The following is a 16,756-nucleotide window of genomic DNA, read 5'->3' as shown; positions in this document are numbered from 1 at the left end:
CCTGGTCCCGGATGTCGTCGCCCTCGCGACGTTAGGAAGGGCGCGTTTCCCCTCTGTGGCACTGCGTGACCACCGCGAAACCTTGCTCTCACCTCGACCGGGAGCGCGCGGTGAGCGGAGTACGCGCCCGCGGCGCACAACGTGCCGGAGGTTACGCCAATGCACCCCACGCGCCCCTTTCATCACCCATTAGGGGTAATGGCAGGACTCCCGGAGCCTGGCAGCATCTTTATTGAACGCACTGAGTAACCGCGCCAGCACGGTTCGTGTCCGCGAGCTGCGCCGCGCACAGCCAAGGGAAGGGGACGCACTCCGATGCCAGAGATCCAGGAACAGTACGAGACGGTCGAGTACGAGACGCCGGAGCTGGCTGAGGCCGGCGACTTCGCCGAGTTGACGCTCGGATTCCACGGCCACCACTGGGACACCTTCGGCGGGCGCGGTCACGGTTGGTGGTGATCCGGCGGCAACACAGTTCCCGCCGACCCCGGCCGCGACTCCGGCGGCAGGCCGCTCCCCCGGCCTGACGGGACGTCGCGGGCCCGCCCCCAGTCCGGCGGTCCCTGCCCGGGCGCGCACCGCCCGCCCCGGCAGGGGCCGCCCCCACCACCGCACCTGATCCGAACCGGTCCACACCGACCCGCACCGCACCCGACCCGCATCGCAGCCGCACCGCACCCGACCCACACCGCACCGCACTGCACCCGACCCGCATCGCACCCGACCCGATCATGCGCCACACGCCCGCACCGCACGCCAGGGGTGGTAAGTCATCGTGGATTTCGTCGTTCTGCCCGACCATCCCGCGACCGACCCGCTGAGCCTGTGCCTGCGGCGCGACCCCACCGTGCGGACGGTACGGCACCCCTCGGGCCGCCCCTGGATCATGGGGCACTGGGCCGACGACGAGGCCGTCGCGGCCGAAGCGGGCCCCGACCGGCTGCTGTTGCTCGGCACGGCCGCGGCCGACCCCGGCACCCTGGCCAGACTGCTGCGCCGGCTGCGCGGCCTGGAGGACCTGGACAGCCGGGTCCGCGAGCTGTCCGGCAGCTTCTTCCTGCTGGCCGCGATGGGCTCCCGGGTCCGCTGCCAGGGCAGCCTGTCGACGCTCCGGCAGGTCCACCACGCGCGCATCGGCGGAGTCACCGTCGCGGGCAATCGCCCGCAGGACCTCGCGGCGCTGGCCCGCGAGGCGGCCGCCGTCGGCCTGCCCACCGGCGCCCCCGGCCTCGGCTCAGTGGACGAGGAGAGCCTGGCCCTGCGGCTGCTCTCGCCGTTCGCGCCGTACCCGCTCGCCCAGCGCCCCGCATGGCGCGCGGTGCACGCCGTACCGCCCGGCCACTGCCTGACGCTGAGCGCCGGCGGCCGGCACGCCACCACGCGCTGGTGGCGGCCCCCGCCGCCCGACCGCTGGCTGGAGGACGCCGCCGAGACCGTACGGGACGCCCTGACCGAGGCGGTCCGGGTGCGCACCCGCCGCCCCACGCTCAGCGCCGACCTGTCCGGCGGCATGGACTCCACCAGCCTGTGCTTCCTGGCCGCCCGCGACGACACCCGGCTCATCACCACGGCCTGGGTCTGCCGCGACGAGGCCAACGACGACAACGCGTGGAGCGAGCGCGGCGCGGCCCGGCTCCGGGCGGCCGAACACCTGGCGCTCCCCTACGCGGAGGCGCCCACCTGGTACACCCCGCCGCCGCCCGCGCACAGCGACCCGGCGGGCCCGCTCGTCCTCGTCAGGGAGTGCGCCAGGATCGCTTACCAGGCCGGGATCGTGGCCGCCCGCGGCTCCCGGCTCCACCTGGTCGGCGTCGGCGGCGACGAGCTGTTCGCACCCCGGCCGGCGGCGCTGAACTCGCTCGCCCGCATCGACTTCCGCACCGCGGCCCGGCGCGCCTGCGCGGCCCGCCGGCTCGGCCGCTGGACGCTGATGGACACCCTGCGCACGCTGTTCGGCGGCGCCACTTACCCCCAGTGGCTGGAGTCCTGCGCCGACCGGATCGTGCCCGGCGCCCGGTTCGGGGTGAACGGCGCCGACTGGGAGGTCGTGCCGTCCATGCCGACGTGGGCGCATCCCGACGCCGTGGCCACCGTCCGCCGCCTGGTGCGCGAGGCCGCGGGCGAGGAGCCCGAGCCCTTCGCGCCGCTGCGCTCCCAGCACGAGACCCTGCGGGCCGCCGCCCGCGGCGGGGAGATCGTGCGCGGCGCCGACGCGCTCACCTCGCACCTGGGCGTCGCCTTCGAGGCCCCCTTCCTCGACGACAACGTCATCGAGGCGGCGCTCACCGTCCGGCTCGTGGACCAGGCCGCGGTCGGCGCGTACAAGCCGCTGCTCAGCGCCGCGATGCGCGGCATCCTGCCGGACGCGCTCCGCGCCCGCGGCACCAAGGGCGAGCACAGCGCCGAGGTCTACGCGGGCCTGCGCCGCCACCGCAGGGCGCTGACCGCGCTCTGCGACGACTCGCGCCTGGCCGGTCTGGGCCTGATCAGGCCCGAGGTGCTGCGCACGGCGCTCACCTCCCTCCAGCCGCACTCCCACGTCCTGCATCCCCTCGACCCCACCCTGGCGGCCGAGTACTGGCTGCGTTCCCTGCGTCCGACGCAGGCCCCCGTCCCCGCCCGTCCCACCGTTCCCGCAGCGGAAGGAGCCTGATCCCGATGGCGTTCACCCTGGCCCCCCACGTCAGCAGCGTGCGCACCCCCGGAGGCATGGTGCTGCTCAACGCCCGTACGGGCCGCTACTGGCAGATGAACGCCACCGGCGCGTTCGTCCTGGAACACCTCCTGGCCGGCGGCACCTGCGCGTCGGCCGCCGACGAGCTGCGCAACCGGCATCCCTCGGCGGCCGACCGGGTGGCCGCCGACGCCGTGGCCCTGCTGGAGTCCCTCAAGTCGGCGAAGCTGGTGTCCTCGTGAGCTACTCCGTCGCCTTGGGCGAACGCGCGCGGCTGTCCTTCGCCGAGCGCTGCGCCGCCCGCGGCTGCACCGCCGTGGCCCGCCTCTTGACGGCGTTCTCCCCGCGGGTGCTGTGCCGCGTCCTGGACACCGTACGGCGCGGCGCCCGCCCCGCCACCGAGTCCGAGGCCCTGCGCGCCCGGCATGCCGTCGTCACGGTCAGCGTGCGCTGTGCGGGCAACGGTTGCTTGCAGCGTTCCGTGGCCACCGCGCTGCTGTGCCGGGCGCGCGGCGGATGGCCGCAGTGGTGCACGGGCGTGCGGACGGAGCCGTTTCGCGCGCACGCGTGGGTCGCGGTGGACGGCCGTCCCGTGGGCGAGCCGGACGACACCCGGCTCTACCAGCCGCTGCTGCGCGTCCCCCGGTGAGGCGCTGGGCGCGCGGCGCGCGGGCAGGTCAGCCGGTCGCGGCCCTCGGCGGCCCCATGTGGACGACGTCGTCGCAGACGTCCATGTCGACTTCTTTGCCCTTCTCGTCGCGCACCGGTGCCGCCGTGCCGTGGTCGGCGTCGCGGGGCGCCGCCACCACGGCGTGGCCGCTGTTGACCAGGCAGTCGGCCGGGTCGGGGTGGCCCTCCTCGGCGTCCCGGTAGCGCAGGTCGACCACCACGCCCGCACCCCTGGCCAGGCTCACCGGGCGGCCCCGGCCGTGCCCCACCCCGTCTGCCTGGGGCCCCTTGCCGAGGTGCACCCGGAATTCGGGGTAGCCGCGGAAGACGCACTCGCGGTCGCCGGTGTTGACCGCGGAGAGCCTGCCGTCCCTGTGCAGGCTGCCGCTTTTCTTGTCCAGCACCGTGACCTGCCACTTCAGGTCCTTGGTCGCACAGCTCGACTGCAGCGCGTCGACACGCGGTTCGTCACACGCGACCAGGCCGCCGCTCACGAAGAGCGCGGCCAGGGCCGCCGCGATCAGCGGGCGCTTTCGCACGGAACCCCCAGTAGTCCGGCATTGATCCTGTTGCCCGTAGGGATGGATTCCAGCGCTTATAGGTTGCTTACGGGGCAAAGGTTCGGCCATCAGGCGGGCTGCGCCATCACGGCCGCGTCCTCCTCGGGCAGCCACACCGGGCCGTCCGGCGGGCGCAGCCAGCCGCGTTCCGCCGCCAGTTCCCGGCAGGCCGTACGCAGCGCGTCCAAGCCCGCGTGGCGCAGGCCGCGCCGCCACACCAGGGACACCGGCGACAGCGGTACGGGGTCGGTGACCGGCCGCAGCGCCATCCCCGGCACGTCGATGAACTCGACGCTCGCCAGCACCGACCAGCCCTGTTTGCGTACCACGCGCATGAACTCGGCGGAGCCCTCGATCTCCGGGAACGGCGCGGCCATCCGGATGTCCCGCCCGGCGAAGAGGCGGGCGGCGAGGTCGGTCCACTCGGCGGTGTGCGGGTTGCCCGCGCCGGCGTAGAGGGTCTCGCCCGCGAGGGCGGCCAGGGGAACGGCCGGGCGGGCCGCCAGCGGATGGGCGGCGTCCAGCAGGACGGCCATCGGCTCGAACCGTACGGGCTGGTGGTCCAGATGCGCCCGGACGGCCGGGGGCAGTCCGGCGAAGCGGCCGAAGGAGACGTCCAGCCGCCCGGCGGCGAGTTCGGCCGCGGCGCCGGTCAGGCCGCTGTGGAAGCGGGCGACGAGTTCGCAGGCGGGGGCCCGGCGGCGGGCCTCTTCCAGGACGGCGTGCGCCGTGCCGATGGGCACGCTGACGTCGACCAGGAGGGGCCGGTCGTCGGGGGTGCGGAAGGCGGCGGTCAGCTCGTCGTGGGCGTCCAGCACCCGGCGGGCGTACGGGACGAGCCGGGCGCCGTCCTCGGTGAGGGCGACCCGGCGCGTCGTACGGTCGAACAGGCCGGTGCCCAACTCCCCCTCCAGGCGACGGATGTCGCGGCTCAGCGCTTGCTGGGCGACGTACAGCCGGGCCGCTGCGCGGGTGAAGTGCAGTTCGTCGGCGACCGTGAGGAAGGCACGGAGCAGGCGCGGGTCGAGGTCTCGGGGCACGCGCACATCGTGCCACCAGGGCCGCAAGCCATTGACAACAAGCGTGCGTGGATGGGTGAGGATCAGGTGTTGGACGGGTAACGGGTCGTGGCGCGACCGTAGTTGCGTGATCCTCTTCCTCGCCTCCCGGCCCGTGACCGCACCGCCCGTCAGGGCCGCCCGCCGCCGGCGGCTGCCCGCCCCGCTCCGGCGCGCACTCGGCCCGTACGGCCGGATCTTCGCCGTCCCCGGCACCCGCGCCTTCGCCGCCGCCAACCTCCTCGCGCGGCTGCCGATGGGCATGTTCAGCGTCAGCGCGATCCTGATGATCGCCGAATCGCGCGGCTCGTACGCGCTGGCCGGGGCGGTCACCGCGACGGGGCTCGCGGCGACGGCGGTCGCCGGGCCGTGGACGGCGCGGCTGGTCGACCGGTACGGGCAGGCCAGGATCGCCGTCCCCGCGACGGCGCTGGCCGTCCTCGGGTCGCTGGCCCTGGTGCTGTGCGTCCACCTCGGCGCGCCGTCCTGGACGCTGTTCGCCGCGTACGCCTGCACCGCGACCACGCCGAACACCGGCGGCATGGCCCGCGCGCGCTGGGCCCACCTCCTGCGCGACGACCCGCGCGCGCTGCACACCGCCAACTCCTTCGAGCAGGCGGCCGACGAGGTGTGCTTCATGCTCGGGCCGGTACTGGCGGCCTTCCTGTGCACCGGGCTCTTCCCCGAGGCGGGCACGCTGACCGGCGCGGTCCTGCTGCTGACCGGCGTACTGCTGTTCGCCGCCCAGCGCCGCACGGAGCCGCCGGTCGCACCCGCGTCCGCCCGCCACGGCGCCGGACGGCTGGTGACGCCGCTGCTGCCGCTCCTGCTGACCTTCCTCGCCACCGGCGCGGTCTTCGGCTCGCTGGAGGTCGTCACGGTCGGCTTCACGGACGCGCACGGGCAGCGCACCGCCGCGGGCGCGCTCCTCGCCCTCCAGGCGGCCGGGTCCTGCGCGGCGGGGCTGCTGTACGGGGTGCTGCGCCCGGCAGGGCCGGCGGGCCGGCGCTTCCTCAAGTGCGTCGCCGCCATGGCCGTGCTGTTGTGGCTGCCCCTGGCCGCCGCGGGCGCGGGCGGCGGGCCGCTCCTCGCGGCGGCCCTCCTGTCCGCCGGGATGGCCACGGCGCCGACCATGGTCACCGGCATGGGACTGATCCAGTCCCGGGTGCCGGCGGGGCGGCTGAACGAGGGCATGACGCTGGCCGTCACCGCCCTGCTGACCGGCATCGCGGCGGGCTCGGCGACGGGCGGCTGGGCGGTGCAGCACCTGCCGGAGGGCACCGCGGCGGGCTATGCCGTGCCGGCCTGCGCCGCCGCCCTGGCCCTGGCGTCCGCCGTCGCCGCGCTGGCCGTACGGGCCGCCCGGCGGCAGACGTGACGGCGGCACGACGAAGGCCCCGCTGCCTGGGCAGCGGGGCCTTCGCCTCACATGGGGTGACGGGGTCGGTGGCCTGGGCCTCCGGTTCTCCGTCGAGTGGAGATGGCGGGAATCGAACCCGCGTCCAACGGTGCGGAAACAGGGCTTCTCCGAGCGCAGTCCGCTGCGATTTTCTCGGCCCCGGAGATCTCGCGGACAAGTCTCCGACGGGCTCAGTCACTGTTTGATTTCCTCCTAGGACCCGTGACCGGACCTAGAAGTTTAGTTCCCTAGCTGATGCCAGGATCCGGGTCGGGAACACCCCCGGGCTGACACTTCGCAGGTCGCTACTTAGGCAGCGAGGGCGAAGGAATCGCGCTTGGTGTTGGCGATTATTTTTTGCGACATATGGTTTACGAGATCATTGCCGCTTCCTCGGCTCGCTTCCCCTGCTTCGACATCCGCTGTCGAAACCGATCATCCCCATGTTGTTTTTTCAAGGTGGTGCTTGCACCGGCGTGCGGTGCGTAGCCCATCGTACGTGACCAACGCGCGACGATGCCAGCGTATTCCCGCCCGGTCAGGCGCGCTCGCGCCGCTTGGCCGCCGAGATCGCCCGGTCCGCCTCGCGGCGGTCCTGCTGCTCGCGCAGCGTCTGCCGCTTGTCGTACTCCTTCTTGCCCTTCGCCAGCGCGATCTCGACCTTCGCCCGGCCGTTCTTGAAGTACAGCGACAGCGGCACGATCGTGTGGCTGGTCTCCTGCGACTTGGACTCCAGCTTGTCGATCTCCAGGCGGTGCAGCAGCAGCTTGCGCTTGCGGCGCGCGCTGTGGTTGGTCCACGTGCCCTGGGCGTACTCCGGGATGTGCACGTTGTGCAGCCACGCCTCGCCGCGGTCGATCTGGACGAAGCCGTCCACGAGCGACGCGCGGCCCTGCCGCAGCGACTTGACCTCGGTGCCGGTCAGCACCAGACCGCATTCGTACGTGTCCAGGATGAGGTAGTCGTGCCGCGCCTTCTTGTGCTGCGCGATGAGCTTGCGGCCCGTCCCGTCGTCCTTCTTGTTGTTCTTCTTGTTCGCCTTAGCCATAGTGCCGCCATTTTCGCACTACGCCCCGCCCCCGAGGCCACTCAATACCGTGCGGGCGCGCGCCTGCGCGTCGTCCTCGGCGACCAGGTCGGGCGTGATGCCGCGGTCGTCCACCTCGCGGCCCGACGGAGTGCGGTACCGGCCGACGGTCAGCTCCGCGACCGAGCCGTCCGGCAGCTCGCTGGGCAGCTGCACGGTGCCCTTGCCGAAGGTCGGGGTGCCGACGAGGACCGCGCGGGCACGGTCCTGGAGCGCCCCCGCCAGCAGCTCGCCCGCGCTCATCGTGCCGCCGTCCACGAGCACCACCAGCGGGATCTGCGTGTCGCCGTGGCCCTTCGCGTACAGGGCGCGCTGGCGGCCGCGGTTGTCGTACGTGGCGACCAGGCCGCCGTCCAGGAAGGCGGAGGCGGCGGTGACCGCCTCGCTCACCAGGCCGCCGGAATTGCCGCGCAGGTCCAGCAGGACGCCGCCGTGCGGGTCGGCCGCGCGCACCGCACGGCGGACCTCCTCGCCCGTACCGCCGGTGAAGGCACCGACCTTGATGCGGGTCGGCCCGCCCGGCCCTTCGGGGCGGTCGGTGACGACGTTCTGCGTCCGCAGCCGGGCCCTGCGCAGGGTCTCGGTCCACTGCCGGGTGCCGCGCCGCAGGTCCAGCGCGACGGTGCTGCCGGCGCCCGGCCGCCCGTCCGCCGCCGCCGGGGACGCGTCGTCGTCGCCGCGCAGCCGCGCCACGACCTCGGTGACCGGGCTGCCGCGCGAGGGGCGGCCGTCCACCGCGCGCAGTTCGTCGCCGGCCCGGAGGCCGGCCGCCGCCGCGGGGCTGCCGGGCTGGACCCGGGAGACCAGGACGCGGCCGCCCGCCGCCTGCCGCAGCCACAGGCCGACGCCGACGTACTCACCGCCCAGTTCCCGCTGGAAATCCTCGTACTCGCGGGCCGAGAAGGCCGTCGACCAGCGGTCCCCGCTGCGGCTGACGACCTCGTCGGCGGTGGCCGTGCGCCCGGGTATCCGCCGTTGTCCCGTCCGGTGTCCGCTCTCCTCCCAGGTGCCCGCCGCGGCACCGGTGGCCAGCACGCTGACGAAGACCAACGTCAGCGCCGCCCCGCGGCGGCTGCGGCGGGGCCGGGCGAACAAACACGGGCCCGTCATGCCGGTGAGTGTAGGCCAGAAAGAAGCGCCGTACGGTGAGTTGACCGTACGGCGCTCTTGGCATGCGTCACACCTTGAGGTACTTGCGGAGCGCGAAGAACGCGGCGAGCGCCGGCATCAACAGGCCGATCAGCAGCACCAGCGGCAGCACCGCCACGACAGAATCCCAGCCAATGAACTTGATGACCAGGATCTTCGTGGCCAGCCAGTTGTTGATCAGGACGTACTTGCCGCCGACGATCAGCACACAGGCGAACACGGCGCCGAGCAGCCCGGCGATGGCCGCCTCCAGGATGAACGGCATCTGGATGTAGAAGCTGGAGGCGCCCACCAGCCGCATGATCCCGGTCTCCCGCCGCCGGCTGAACGCCGACACCCGCACGGTGTTGACGATCAGCATCAGCGCCACCACCAGCATCAGCGCCATCACCACCAGCGCGGCGATGTTCATGCCGTTGAGGAGGTTGAACAGCGGCTCGATGGTGTCCCGCTGGTCCTGCACCTCCTGCACGCCCGGCCGCTCGGAGAACGCCGATTTGATCACTTCGTACTTCGTCGGGTCCTTGAGCTTGACCCGGAAGGACTCCGGCAGCTGGTCGGGGGTGACCAGGCCCGCCACGGGCGTGTCGCCGAACTGCTCCTTGTAATGCTTGTACGCCTGGTCGCTGGACTCGTACTGCACGTTCTGCACGATCGGCAGGCGGTCCAACTCGGCCTTTATGTCGTTCTTCTGCTGCTGGGTGGCCGCGCCCTTGGCGCAGTGGGAGCCGGTCTCGGCGTCGTTCTTGTTGCAGAAGAAGATGGAGACGTTGACCTTGTCGTACCAATAGCCCTTCATCGTGCTGACCTGGTCGCGCATCAGCAGGGAAGCGCCGAACAGGCCGAGCGAGAGGGCTACGGAGACGATGACCGCGAAGGTCATCGTGAGATTCCGGCGGAGACCGACGCCGATCTCCGACAGGACGAACTGGGCGCGCATGGCGTCCTTTCAGTGCTGGGGGCCGTACACGCTTAGTGCTGGTAGCCGTACACGCCGCGCGACTGGTCGCGCACGAGCCGGCCCTTTTCGAGTTCCATGACCCGCTTGCGCATCTGGTCGACGATCTGCTGGTCGTGGGTGGCCATGACCACCGTCGTACCGGTCCGGTTGATCCGGTCCAGCAGCTTCATGATGCCGACCGAGGTCTGCGGGTCGAGGTTGCCGGTGGGCTCGTCCGCGATGAGCAGCATCGGGCGGTTGACGAACGCCCGCGCGATGGCGACGCGCTGCTGCTCACCGCCGGACAGCTCGCCCGGCATCCGGTCGTCCTTGCCGCCGAGGCCGACGAGGTCGAGCACCTCGGGGACCGTCTTGCGGATCTGGCCGCGCGGCTTGCCGATGACTTCGAGGGCGAAGGCGACGTTCTGCCCCACCGTCTTGTTGGGGAGCAGCCGGAAGTCCTGGAAGACGGTGCCCACCTGGCGCCGCATCTGCGGCACCTTCCAGTTGGACAGCTTGGCGAGGTCCTTGCCCAGTACGTGCACGGCGCCATGGCTGGCGCGCTCCTCGCGCAGGAGCAGACGCAGGAAGGTGGACTTGCCGGAGCCCGAGGAGCCCACCAGGAAGACGAACTCGCCGCGCTCGATCTCCAGGGAGACATCCCTGAGGGCGGGGCGGTTCTGCTTCGGGTAGGTCTTGGAGACGTTGTCGAATCGGATCACTGATGCACCACGGTCGACCTGGGTAGCGGCACGGGATGCCCCTGTTGTGGCTCCCGTCGGTGAGCGTGACCCTACGCGAGTCTCGCGCGAAGGCGCAGTCGCCGTTCGGGGTTGGTGCGTTTATTCACGGCATCTACGGGGACAAAACGAGCACATTCCGGCCCGGGAACGCGGGCAGGCCCGCGGAAAAGGCCGGAAGGCGACCGGGGCGCGCCGTTCCGACGGCGAGCTGGCAAAGTGGTAGGGGGAACCATCGTGGTCCCTTGCGCGTTGCAGCGGTTGAGGAGGAGGTCGCATGACGTACGACCGGCTGGTGTGCGCCAACTGCGCGGCCCCTGTGAACGAGGGCCGCTGCCCCGTGTGCCGCGCGAGCAGGGAACGCCTGCAGGAGAACGGGCTGTTCGGCCAGGTGACGCCCGCCGCCCTGGTAGCACTGCTGGTGGCGCTGGTGGCGCTGGCGATACTGGTGCACCAGGCCGCGTGAGCCGTCGGCCGGGTGACGGAGCGGGCACGCAGCGTCGCCCCGGCGCGTGAACGAACGGAAGGGCCCGGAGCGCTGGTCGCGCTCCGGGCCCTCCGTCATGCGCTGCCCCGCGTGCGGGGCGGGGCCTGGTGTCAGGCCGCGGCCGCGCCGCCACCGTTCTTGTTGATCAGGCGCGGCATCAGGCGGAAGCCGATGCCACCGGCGATCATCGTCGCCGCGCCGACGAGCAGGAAGGTGGTGCCGGACGCACCGGTCTCCGCCAGCTCGCCGCCCTTGGCCTGCTGCTTCGGCTGACCGGGCGTGTCGACGATCTGCTCGTTGCCCTCGCCCTGCTCGATCGGCTGGCTGCCGGCGTTGTCCGTGCCGGTGCCGGTGCCGTCGCCGCTGCCGCCGGTGCTGCTGCCACCGGTGCTGCCGCCGCCCGTGCTGTCGTCGGAGCCGCCGGAGTTGCCGCCGGTCTGGCCGCCGCTGTGGCCGCCCGACTGGCCGCCGGTCTGGCTGCCACCGGTCTGGTTACCGCCGGTCTGGTTACCGCCGGTCTGGTTACCGCCGGTCTGGTTACCGCCGGTCTGGCTGCCGCCCGTCTGGTTGCCACCGGTCTGGTTACCGCCGGTCTCCGTACCACCGGTCTGGCTGCCGCCGGTCTGATTACCGCCGGTCTGGCTGCCACCGGTCTGGCTGCCACCGGTCTCGGTGCCGCCGGTCTGGTTACCGCCGGTCTGGTTACCGCCGGTCTGGCTGCCGCCGGTCTGGTTACCGCCGGTCTGGTTACCGCCGGTCTGGCTGCCGCCGGTCTCCGCGCCACCGGTCGGGCCGGAGATGGTGCCGCCGACGGTCGGGCCGGACGTGTCGCCGCCGGACTCGCCGCCGCCCGTCAGGAGGTCGTCGAGGACGGCGCCCAGGCCGCCGGAGCTACCGCCCGGCTGGTCCGTGCCGACCGCCGAGGCGGCGCCGGCCGCGGTGAGCGACGCACCGGCCGCGATCACCGCGCTCGCCGCAATGCGCGCTACGCGCAGCCGCGTCTTCTTCGTCATGTGCTGCTACCCCCAGTAGCTGTACTCGTCAATGGAGCATCGCTGTTCGGGGCCACGGCCGACGCGGGTACGCGAGTCGCGGCACCGCCTGGCGGCCGTTGCACTCAGATCCCCGTTCACACGCACGCCCCAGACATACGCATGCCGCGTACCACCCTTCCCAGTTCTCACATCATCGTCAAGGTCAAATAAAGGTGCGATGACCGAATTGATGGCAATTGCGGGGTGCGTGGACGTATGACTGTGACCAAACCGCCACATCATCGAATGGCAGCAAAAAGCAACTGCCGCTCAAAAAGCGACAGTTGCTTTCACTGCTTTTTCTTTCCGGCCGTTTCGCCCGTGCCGTACGGCGGCCGCGCCGGTGTTAGTTCCCCTGCTCCTGCTGCTTGCGCCAGCGAATACCGGCTTCCAGGAAGCCGTCGATGTCGCCGTCGAGCACGGCCTGCGGATTGCCGACCTCGAATTCGGTACGCAGGTCCTTGACCATCTGGTACGGGTGCAGAACGTACGAACGCATCTGGTTGCCCCAGGAATTGCCGCCGTCGCCCTTGAGCGCGTCCATCTTGGCCTGCTCCTCCTGGCGGCGGCGTTCGAGCAGCTTCGCCTGGAGGACGTTCATCGCGGTCGCCTTGTTCTGGATCTGCGAACGCTCGTTCTGACAGGAGACGACGATGCCGGTCGGGATGTGCGTCAGGCGCACCGCCGAGTCGGTCGTGTTGACGCCCTGGCCGCCGGGGCCCGAGGAGCGGTACACGTCGACGCGCAGCTCGGACTCGTCGATCTCGATGTGGTCGGTCTGCTCGACCACCGGCAGTACCTCGACGCCCGCGAAGGACGTCTGGCGGCGGCCCTGGTTGTCGAAGGGCGAGATCCGCACGAGGCGGTGGGTGCCCTGTTCGACGGAGAGCGTGCCGTACGCGTACGGCACCTGGACCGCGAAGGTGGTCGACTTGATGCCGGCCTCTTCCGCGTAGGAGGTCTCGTACAGCTCGGTCTTGTAGCCGTGCCGCTCGGCCCAGCGCAGGTACATGCGCTGGAGCTTCTCGGCGAAGTCGGCCGCGTCCACGCCGCCGGCCTCGGCACGGATGTTGACGACGGCCTCGCGGGAGTCGTACTCGCCCGACAGGAGCGTGCGGACCTCCAGCTCGTCCACCGCCTTGCGGACGGCGGCCAGCTCGCCCTCGGCCTCGGCGCGGGCATCGTCGTCGCCCTCCGCCTCGGCCAGCTCGAAGAGCACCTCGACGTCGTCGACCCGGCCGCGCAGCTCCTCGGCCCGGCGCAGCTGGCCCTGGAGGTAGGACAGCCGGCTGGTGATCTTCTGTGCGCTCTCCGGGTCGTCCCAGAGGGACGGCGCCGCGGCCTGCTCCTCAAGCGCGGCGATATCGGCCCTCATCTTGTCGAGGTCCAGGACGGCCTCGATCGACCCCATGGTCGAGGAGAGGGACTTCAGCTCTTCGGAAACATCGACGACTGCCACGCACCCAGCCTAACGGCTGCCGCCGCCTGTGTGTCCCGACCCTCTCGCCGCGGACCGGGCGGCGGCGCGAGGGTGCAGGTGGGGCGGGGTGCGCGGCGGCGAGGGTCCGGGCCGGGCGGCGCCGGAACGGCCCGCCCGGCCCCGCCCTCCGCTCAGCGCGCCGGCCGCGGGTGCGTCGTCTCGGTCTGCCGGACGCCGGGCTTCGCGTCGCCGGAGTCCTGGTGCTGGGAGGCGAACCAGCCGCCGGCCCCCGCCGCGACCACGACGGCCGCGGCGGCGATGCCCAGCTTGACGCGGCGGCGGCGCACCGCCTCGCGGTGCCGGGCCGAGCCGGCGCGGCGCTCGCCCGCCGCGCGCGGGGCGCGGGCGGTGCCGTGGGCGCCGCCGGCCAGCTCGTCCGGGCCGGGGACGCGCATGCTCGTGTGGGTCTCGCGGTTCGAGTCGGTGGCGGCCGGGCCGTGGACCAGGGGCACGGCGCCGCGCCGGGAGCCGCCCGGGGCGACCGGCGGGTAGAGGGCTTCCTCGTACGGGCCCCGGCCGGTCCCGGCGCCGCCGGAGGCGTACGGCCCGGTGGCGCTCTCCTCGGGCTCCTCGGGCTGTTCGGTGCCGGGCTCGTCGATGTCCAGCGGCGGGAGTCCCGCCAGGCCCGGCAGGATCTCGCGCAGCCGGGCGGCCAGTTCGGGGGCGCGCAGCCGGGAGGCGGGCGCCTTGGCCAGGCATTGCAGGAGCAGCTGCCACAGTTCGTCCGGGATGCCGGGCAGCGGGGCCACGGCCTCGGTGACGTGGCGGCGCAGCACCGCGCCGGGGTGGCCGCCGCCGAACGGCGTGAAGCCGGCGAGCAGCTCGTACAGGACCGTGGCGAGCGCGTAGACGTCGACGGACGCGCGCGGCGGCAGGCCCTCGATGATCTCGGGGGCGAGGTAGTCGGGGGTGCCGATCACCTTGGTGGCGCGGGTGTGCCGCGGCGTGTCGACGAGGCGGGCGATGCCGAAGTCGGTGAGCAGCGCGGGGTGCGCGCCGCCGGGGCCGAGCGGGCCCTGCATGTCCAGCAGGACGTTCTCGGGCTTGACGTCGCGGTGCACGATGCCCGCCTTGTGGGCGGCGGCGAGGCCGTCGGCGACGTCGGCGGCGATGGCGACGGCGGCCTCGGGGGCGAGCCGGCGCTCCCGCTCCAGGCGGGTGCGCAGGTCCGTGCCCCGTACGAGGTCCATGACGAGCGCGAGGTCGTTGCCGTCGACCACGAGGTCGCGCACGCCGACGACGTGCGGGTGGTCCAGGCCGAGCAGCGCCGCGCGCTCCTGGACGAAGCGGCCGACCAGCTCCTGGTCGGCGGCGAGGTCCTCGCGCAGCAGCTTGATGGCGACGGCCCCCTCGGGTCCGTCGCCGAGCCATACCGTGCCGGCGCTGCCGCGACCAAGGATCTGGTGGGTGGTGTACCGGCTGCCGATCTTCCGTGCCAAGACTGCTCCGACGTGTCGGGCCCGCTGAGCGTCCTCAGGGGGCTGAAGGTGGCGTCAAAGCTACGCGGGTGCCGGGGGGTTCCGTGCCCAGGATGGGCCCGTGCATCACTTCTGTGGGGGAAATCGCCTTCTGGAAGTCGACAAATCTCCTTGGTCGCACCGGTGGGCGCGGCGCAGCGGGCGTACGGCGCGGCCGGGCCGTCCCCCGGCCCGGCGCCCCCGCCGTCACTTGAACCAGTTGCCGGCGTCGTTGAAGAAGTCCCGGACGCTGCCGATGACGTCGCCGATCTGTTCGAAGTAGCCCTTGGTGGTGCCGATCCACTCCTGGAGCGGGGAGAACTCCCAGACGGCCCAGCCGCCGACGAACAGGATCAGCACGATGAACAGGCAGCCCTTGAGGCAGCCCAGGCCCGGGATGCGCATCGGGTTGGCGCTGCGCTGCCGGGGTTCGCGGCGCGGCCTGGGCTCGCGCTCCGGCGGCCGCTCGGGCTCGTAGCGCTGGGGCGGCGGCTGCTGCCGGCGCGGTGCCTGCTGCGGCTGGTGCTGCGGGGGCTGGTACGGCGCGGGCGCCTGCTGCTGGTAGGGCGCGGGTGCCTGCTGCTGGTACTGCGGCGGCGCCTGCTGGGGGCGCTGCTGCGGCTGCGGCGGGCGCTGCTGGGGCTGCGGCGGCTGCACGGGCCGCCGCTGCGGGCGGCGGCGCAGCGGGTCCTCGCCGGGGTCCAGGTACTGCGTCTGCTCGTTGCGGTCCCGGGCGGCCCGCATCTGGGACTCCCACGGGTGCGGCCCGTCGGGCTGACCGCCGGGCGGGCCCGGCGGCACGGGGGGCATGGCGCGGGTCGGTGCGGCGTCCGCGCCGTCGCGGCCGTTGGCGGACGGCAGCACGCTGGTCGCCGCGGCCGGGTCGTACGTACCGGCGTTGGTCGGCAGCACCTGGGTGGGGTCGGCGTCGCCCGTGCCGCCGGTGCCGGTGCCGGGCACGGAGGCGGGGGACGGGTCGGGCGCGAGCAGCGCGGCGACGCCGAGCGCGGCCTCGGCCTGCGCCGGGGTCGCGTGCGCGCCGATGCCGGCGGCGACGGTGCGCAGGGCGCGGGCCAGGTTCTCGGCGCTGGGCCGCTCGCCCGGCTCCTTGCGCAGGCAGCGCTCTATGACCGTCCACAGCGGCTCGGGGACGGAGCCGGGGCGCTGCGGCTCCTCGCTGAGGTGGCGGTGGAGGACCTCCAGCGCGCTGGCGCCGCCGAACGGCGGGCGGCCGGTGACCAGTTCGTAGAGCAGGATGCCGGCGCCGTAGATGTCCACGGCGGAGGTCTGCGGGCGGCCCTCGGCGGACTCCGGCGCCACGTAGGCGGGGGTGCCGACGAACTCGTGGGTGCGGGTCAGGCCGGGCGAGTCCGCGAGGCGCGCGATGCCGAAGTCGGTGAGCATCGGGTGCAGCTCGGCCGTGTCGCCGTCGCCGGTTCCGGCGAGCAGCACGTTGGCGGGCTTCAGGTCGCGGTGCACGACGCCGTCGGCGTGGCTGGCGGCGAGCGCGTCGGCGATCTGGGCGGTGAGCAGGGCCGCGGCGACCGGGCTGAACGGGCCGTTGTCGCGCAGGTGGCGGTGCAGGTCGGGGCCGTCGACGAGGTCCATGACCAGGGCGAGCAGATCGCCCTCGACGACCAGGTCGCGGGTGCGGACGATGTTCGGGTGAGTCAGCCGCAGCAGGACGGAGCGCTCCCGCAGGAAGCGCATCACCACGTCCGCGTCGTGCGCCAGCTCCTCCTTGAGGACCTTGATCGCGACGGTCTCGCCCGGCTCGCCGGCCACGGCGGCCTCGGCGCCCGCCGTCTCCCTCTGACGGGCACGCCAGACGGTGCCCGTGGCGCCGCGTCCCAGCGGCTCCTCAAGCAGGTACTTGCTGCCTACCGGCCGCACGTGCGCTCCCTGGTCGTGATCGATCCTTGCCCGGGCCGGTGGGTCGCGGCGGCCCGTCGCCCCACTGTAGTGCCGCGGTGCCCGCCGTACGGCGGCCCGGACCGGGCGGGGCTTGGGGGAAAGACGCGC

At 73.1% G+C, this 16,756-nt stretch carries 16 protein-coding genes and 1 other RNA gene; 6 read left to right on the top strand and 11 right to left on the bottom strand.

What is annotated here, in order from left to right; all coding sequences use genetic code 11:
- The first annotated feature begins 315 nt into the window (after positions 1–315).
- The 4 genes from ACH4OW_RS36035 (at position 316) to ACH4OW_RS36020 (ending at position 3,323) form a co-directional block, all read left to right on the top strand.
- Positions 316–459, top strand: coding sequence for a lasso RiPP family leader peptide-containing protein (locus ACH4OW_RS36035; RefSeq protein ID WP_398032540.1), 144 nt, complete (start codon positions 316–318; stop codon positions 457–459).
- A 316-nt stretch (positions 460–775) separates the two neighbouring features.
- Positions 776–2,653, top strand: coding sequence for an asparagine synthase-related protein (locus tag ACH4OW_RS36030; RefSeq protein ID WP_398032537.1), 1,878 nt, complete (start codon positions 776–778; stop codon positions 2,651–2,653).
- Positions 2,654–2,658: 5 nt separating this feature from the next.
- Positions 2,659–2,916 carry a lasso peptide biosynthesis PqqD family chaperone gene (locus ACH4OW_RS36025; RefSeq protein ID WP_360136282.1) on the top strand — a complete coding sequence of 86 codons (258 nt, stop codon included), beginning with the start codon at positions 2,659–2,661 and terminating at the stop codon, positions 2,914–2,916.
- Positions 2,913–3,323 carry a lasso peptide biosynthesis B2 protein gene (locus ACH4OW_RS36020; RefSeq protein ID WP_398032534.1) on the top strand — a complete coding sequence of 137 codons (411 nt, stop codon included), beginning with the start codon at positions 2,913–2,915 and terminating at the stop codon, positions 3,321–3,323. Before ACH4OW_RS36025 ends, ACH4OW_RS36020 begins: the two co-directional genes overlap by 4 nt.
- Positions 3,324–3,351: 28 nt before the next feature.
- Here ACH4OW_RS36020 and ACH4OW_RS36015 read toward each other — a convergent pair whose 3' ends face one another.
- Both ACH4OW_RS36015 and ACH4OW_RS36010 read right to left on the bottom strand, forming a co-directional pair.
- Positions 3,352–3,882 (bottom strand): DUF4232 domain-containing protein, encoded by a 531-nt coding sequence (locus ACH4OW_RS36015; protein WP_360136286.1) that lies wholly within the window; start codon positions 3,880–3,882, stop codon positions 3,352–3,354.
- Positions 3,883–3,971: 89 nt separating this feature from the next.
- Positions 3,972–4,943, bottom strand: a complete 972-nt coding sequence (locus ACH4OW_RS36010; protein ID WP_360136288.1) for a LysR family transcriptional regulator — start codon at positions 4,941–4,943, stop codon at positions 3,972–3,974.
- Between the two features lie 106 nt (positions 4,944–5,049).
- Between ACH4OW_RS36010 and ACH4OW_RS36005 the strand changes: the two genes are divergently transcribed.
- Positions 5,050–6,339: an MFS transporter gene (locus ACH4OW_RS36005; protein ID WP_398032531.1), complete on the top strand. Its 1,290-nt coding sequence runs from the start codon at positions 5,050–5,052 to the stop codon at positions 6,337–6,339.
- Between the two features lie 94 nt (positions 6,340–6,433).
- Here the strand turns inward: ACH4OW_RS36005 and ssrA are convergent.
- From ssrA to ftsE, 5 genes are all read right to left on the bottom strand, one after another.
- Positions 6,434–6,803, bottom strand: a transfer-messenger RNA (tmRNA) gene (ssrA, locus tag ACH4OW_RS36000).
- A gap of 95 nt (positions 6,804–6,898) precedes the next feature.
- Complete coding sequence (smpB, locus tag ACH4OW_RS35995; protein WP_125046675.1) at positions 6,899–7,408, bottom strand: SsrA-binding protein SmpB; 510 nt, start codon at positions 7,406–7,408, stop codon at positions 6,899–6,901.
- A gap of 18 nt (positions 7,409–7,426) precedes the next feature.
- A complete protein-coding gene (locus ACH4OW_RS35990) occupies positions 7,427–8,557 on the bottom strand; it encodes a S41 family peptidase (protein ID WP_360136290.1) in 1,131 nt (376 codons plus the stop codon).
- A gap of 67 nt (positions 8,558–8,624) precedes the next feature.
- Positions 8,625–9,536: a permease-like cell division protein FtsX gene (gene ftsX, locus ACH4OW_RS35985; protein WP_360136292.1), complete on the bottom strand. Its 912-nt coding sequence runs from the start codon at positions 9,534–9,536 to the stop codon at positions 8,625–8,627.
- Positions 9,537–9,568: 32 nt separating this feature from the next.
- A complete protein-coding gene (ftsE, locus tag ACH4OW_RS35980) occupies positions 9,569–10,258 on the bottom strand; it encodes a cell division ATP-binding protein FtsE (protein WP_360136294.1) in 690 nt (229 codons plus the stop codon).
- A gap of 295 nt (positions 10,259–10,553) precedes the next feature.
- Here ftsE and ACH4OW_RS35975 point away from each other — a divergent pair, with 295 nt between their 5' ends.
- The gene (locus tag ACH4OW_RS35975; protein ID WP_360136296.1) at positions 10,554–10,742 is read left to right on the top strand and encodes a hypothetical protein; all 189 of its coding nucleotides are present in this window, start codon (positions 10,554–10,556) and stop codon (positions 10,740–10,742) included.
- A gap of 131 nt (positions 10,743–10,873) precedes the next feature.
- Here ACH4OW_RS35975 and ACH4OW_RS35970 read toward each other — a convergent pair whose 3' ends face one another.
- The 4 genes from ACH4OW_RS35970 to ACH4OW_RS35955 form a co-directional block, all read right to left on the bottom strand.
- A complete protein-coding gene (locus ACH4OW_RS35970; RefSeq protein ID WP_398032529.1) occupies positions 10,874–11,776 on the bottom strand; it encodes a hypothetical protein in 903 nt (300 codons plus the stop codon).
- Between the two features lie 367 nt (positions 11,777–12,143).
- On the bottom strand, positions 12,144–13,256 hold the full coding sequence (prfB, locus tag ACH4OW_RS35965) for a peptide chain release factor 2 (RefSeq protein WP_398032527.1): 1,113 nt from the start codon (positions 13,254–13,256) through the stop codon (positions 12,144–12,146).
- Positions 13,257–13,408: 152 nt separating this feature from the next.
- Positions 13,409–14,716, bottom strand: a complete 1,308-nt coding sequence (locus ACH4OW_RS35960) for a serine/threonine-protein kinase (protein WP_360136302.1) — start codon at positions 14,714–14,716, stop codon at positions 13,409–13,411.
- Positions 14,717–14,941: 225 nt separating this feature from the next.
- Entirely contained in the window at positions 14,942–16,627 is a 1,686-nt protein-coding gene (locus ACH4OW_RS35955) for a serine/threonine-protein kinase (RefSeq protein ID WP_398032524.1), read from the bottom strand.
- Between the last annotated feature and the right edge of the window lie 129 nt (positions 16,628–16,756).

Source organism: Streptomyces sp. NPDC017056 (assembly GCF_044332485.1).
Classification (GTDB): Bacteria; Actinomycetota; Actinomycetes; order Streptomycetales; family Streptomycetaceae; genus Streptomyces.
The sequence above is the reverse complement of the archived record's forward strand: the minus strand, read 5'-3'. Positions and strand labels throughout refer to the sequence as shown.

Bases quoted from the DNA above. Each gene is read 5' to 3' on its own strand.
- ACH4OW_RS36035 (WP_398032540.1), top strand. From the start codon at position 316: ATGCCAGAGATCCAGGAACAGTACGAGACGGTCGAGTACGAGACGCCG.
- ftsX (WP_360136292.1), bottom strand. From the start codon at position 9,536: ATGCGCGCCCAGTTCGTCCTGTCGGAGATCGGCGTCGGTCTCCGCCGG.
- ACH4OW_RS35990 (WP_360136290.1), bottom strand. From the start codon at position 8,557: ATGACGGGCCCGTGTTTGTTCGCCCGGCCCCGCCGCAGCCGCCGCGGG.
- ACH4OW_RS35975 (WP_360136296.1), top strand. From the start codon at position 10,554: ATGACGTACGACCGGCTGGTGTGCGCCAACTGCGCGGCCCCTGTGAAC.
- ACH4OW_RS36025 (WP_360136282.1), top strand. From the start codon at position 2,659: ATGGCGTTCACCCTGGCCCCCCACGTCAGCAGCGTGCGCACCCCCGGA.
- smpB (WP_125046675.1), bottom strand. From the start codon at position 7,408: ATGGCTAAGGCGAACAAGAAGAACAACAAGAAGGACGACGGGACGGGC.
- ACH4OW_RS35970 (WP_398032529.1), bottom strand. From the start codon at position 11,776: ATGACGAAGAAGACGCGGCTGCGCGTAGCGCGCATTGCGGCGAGCGCG.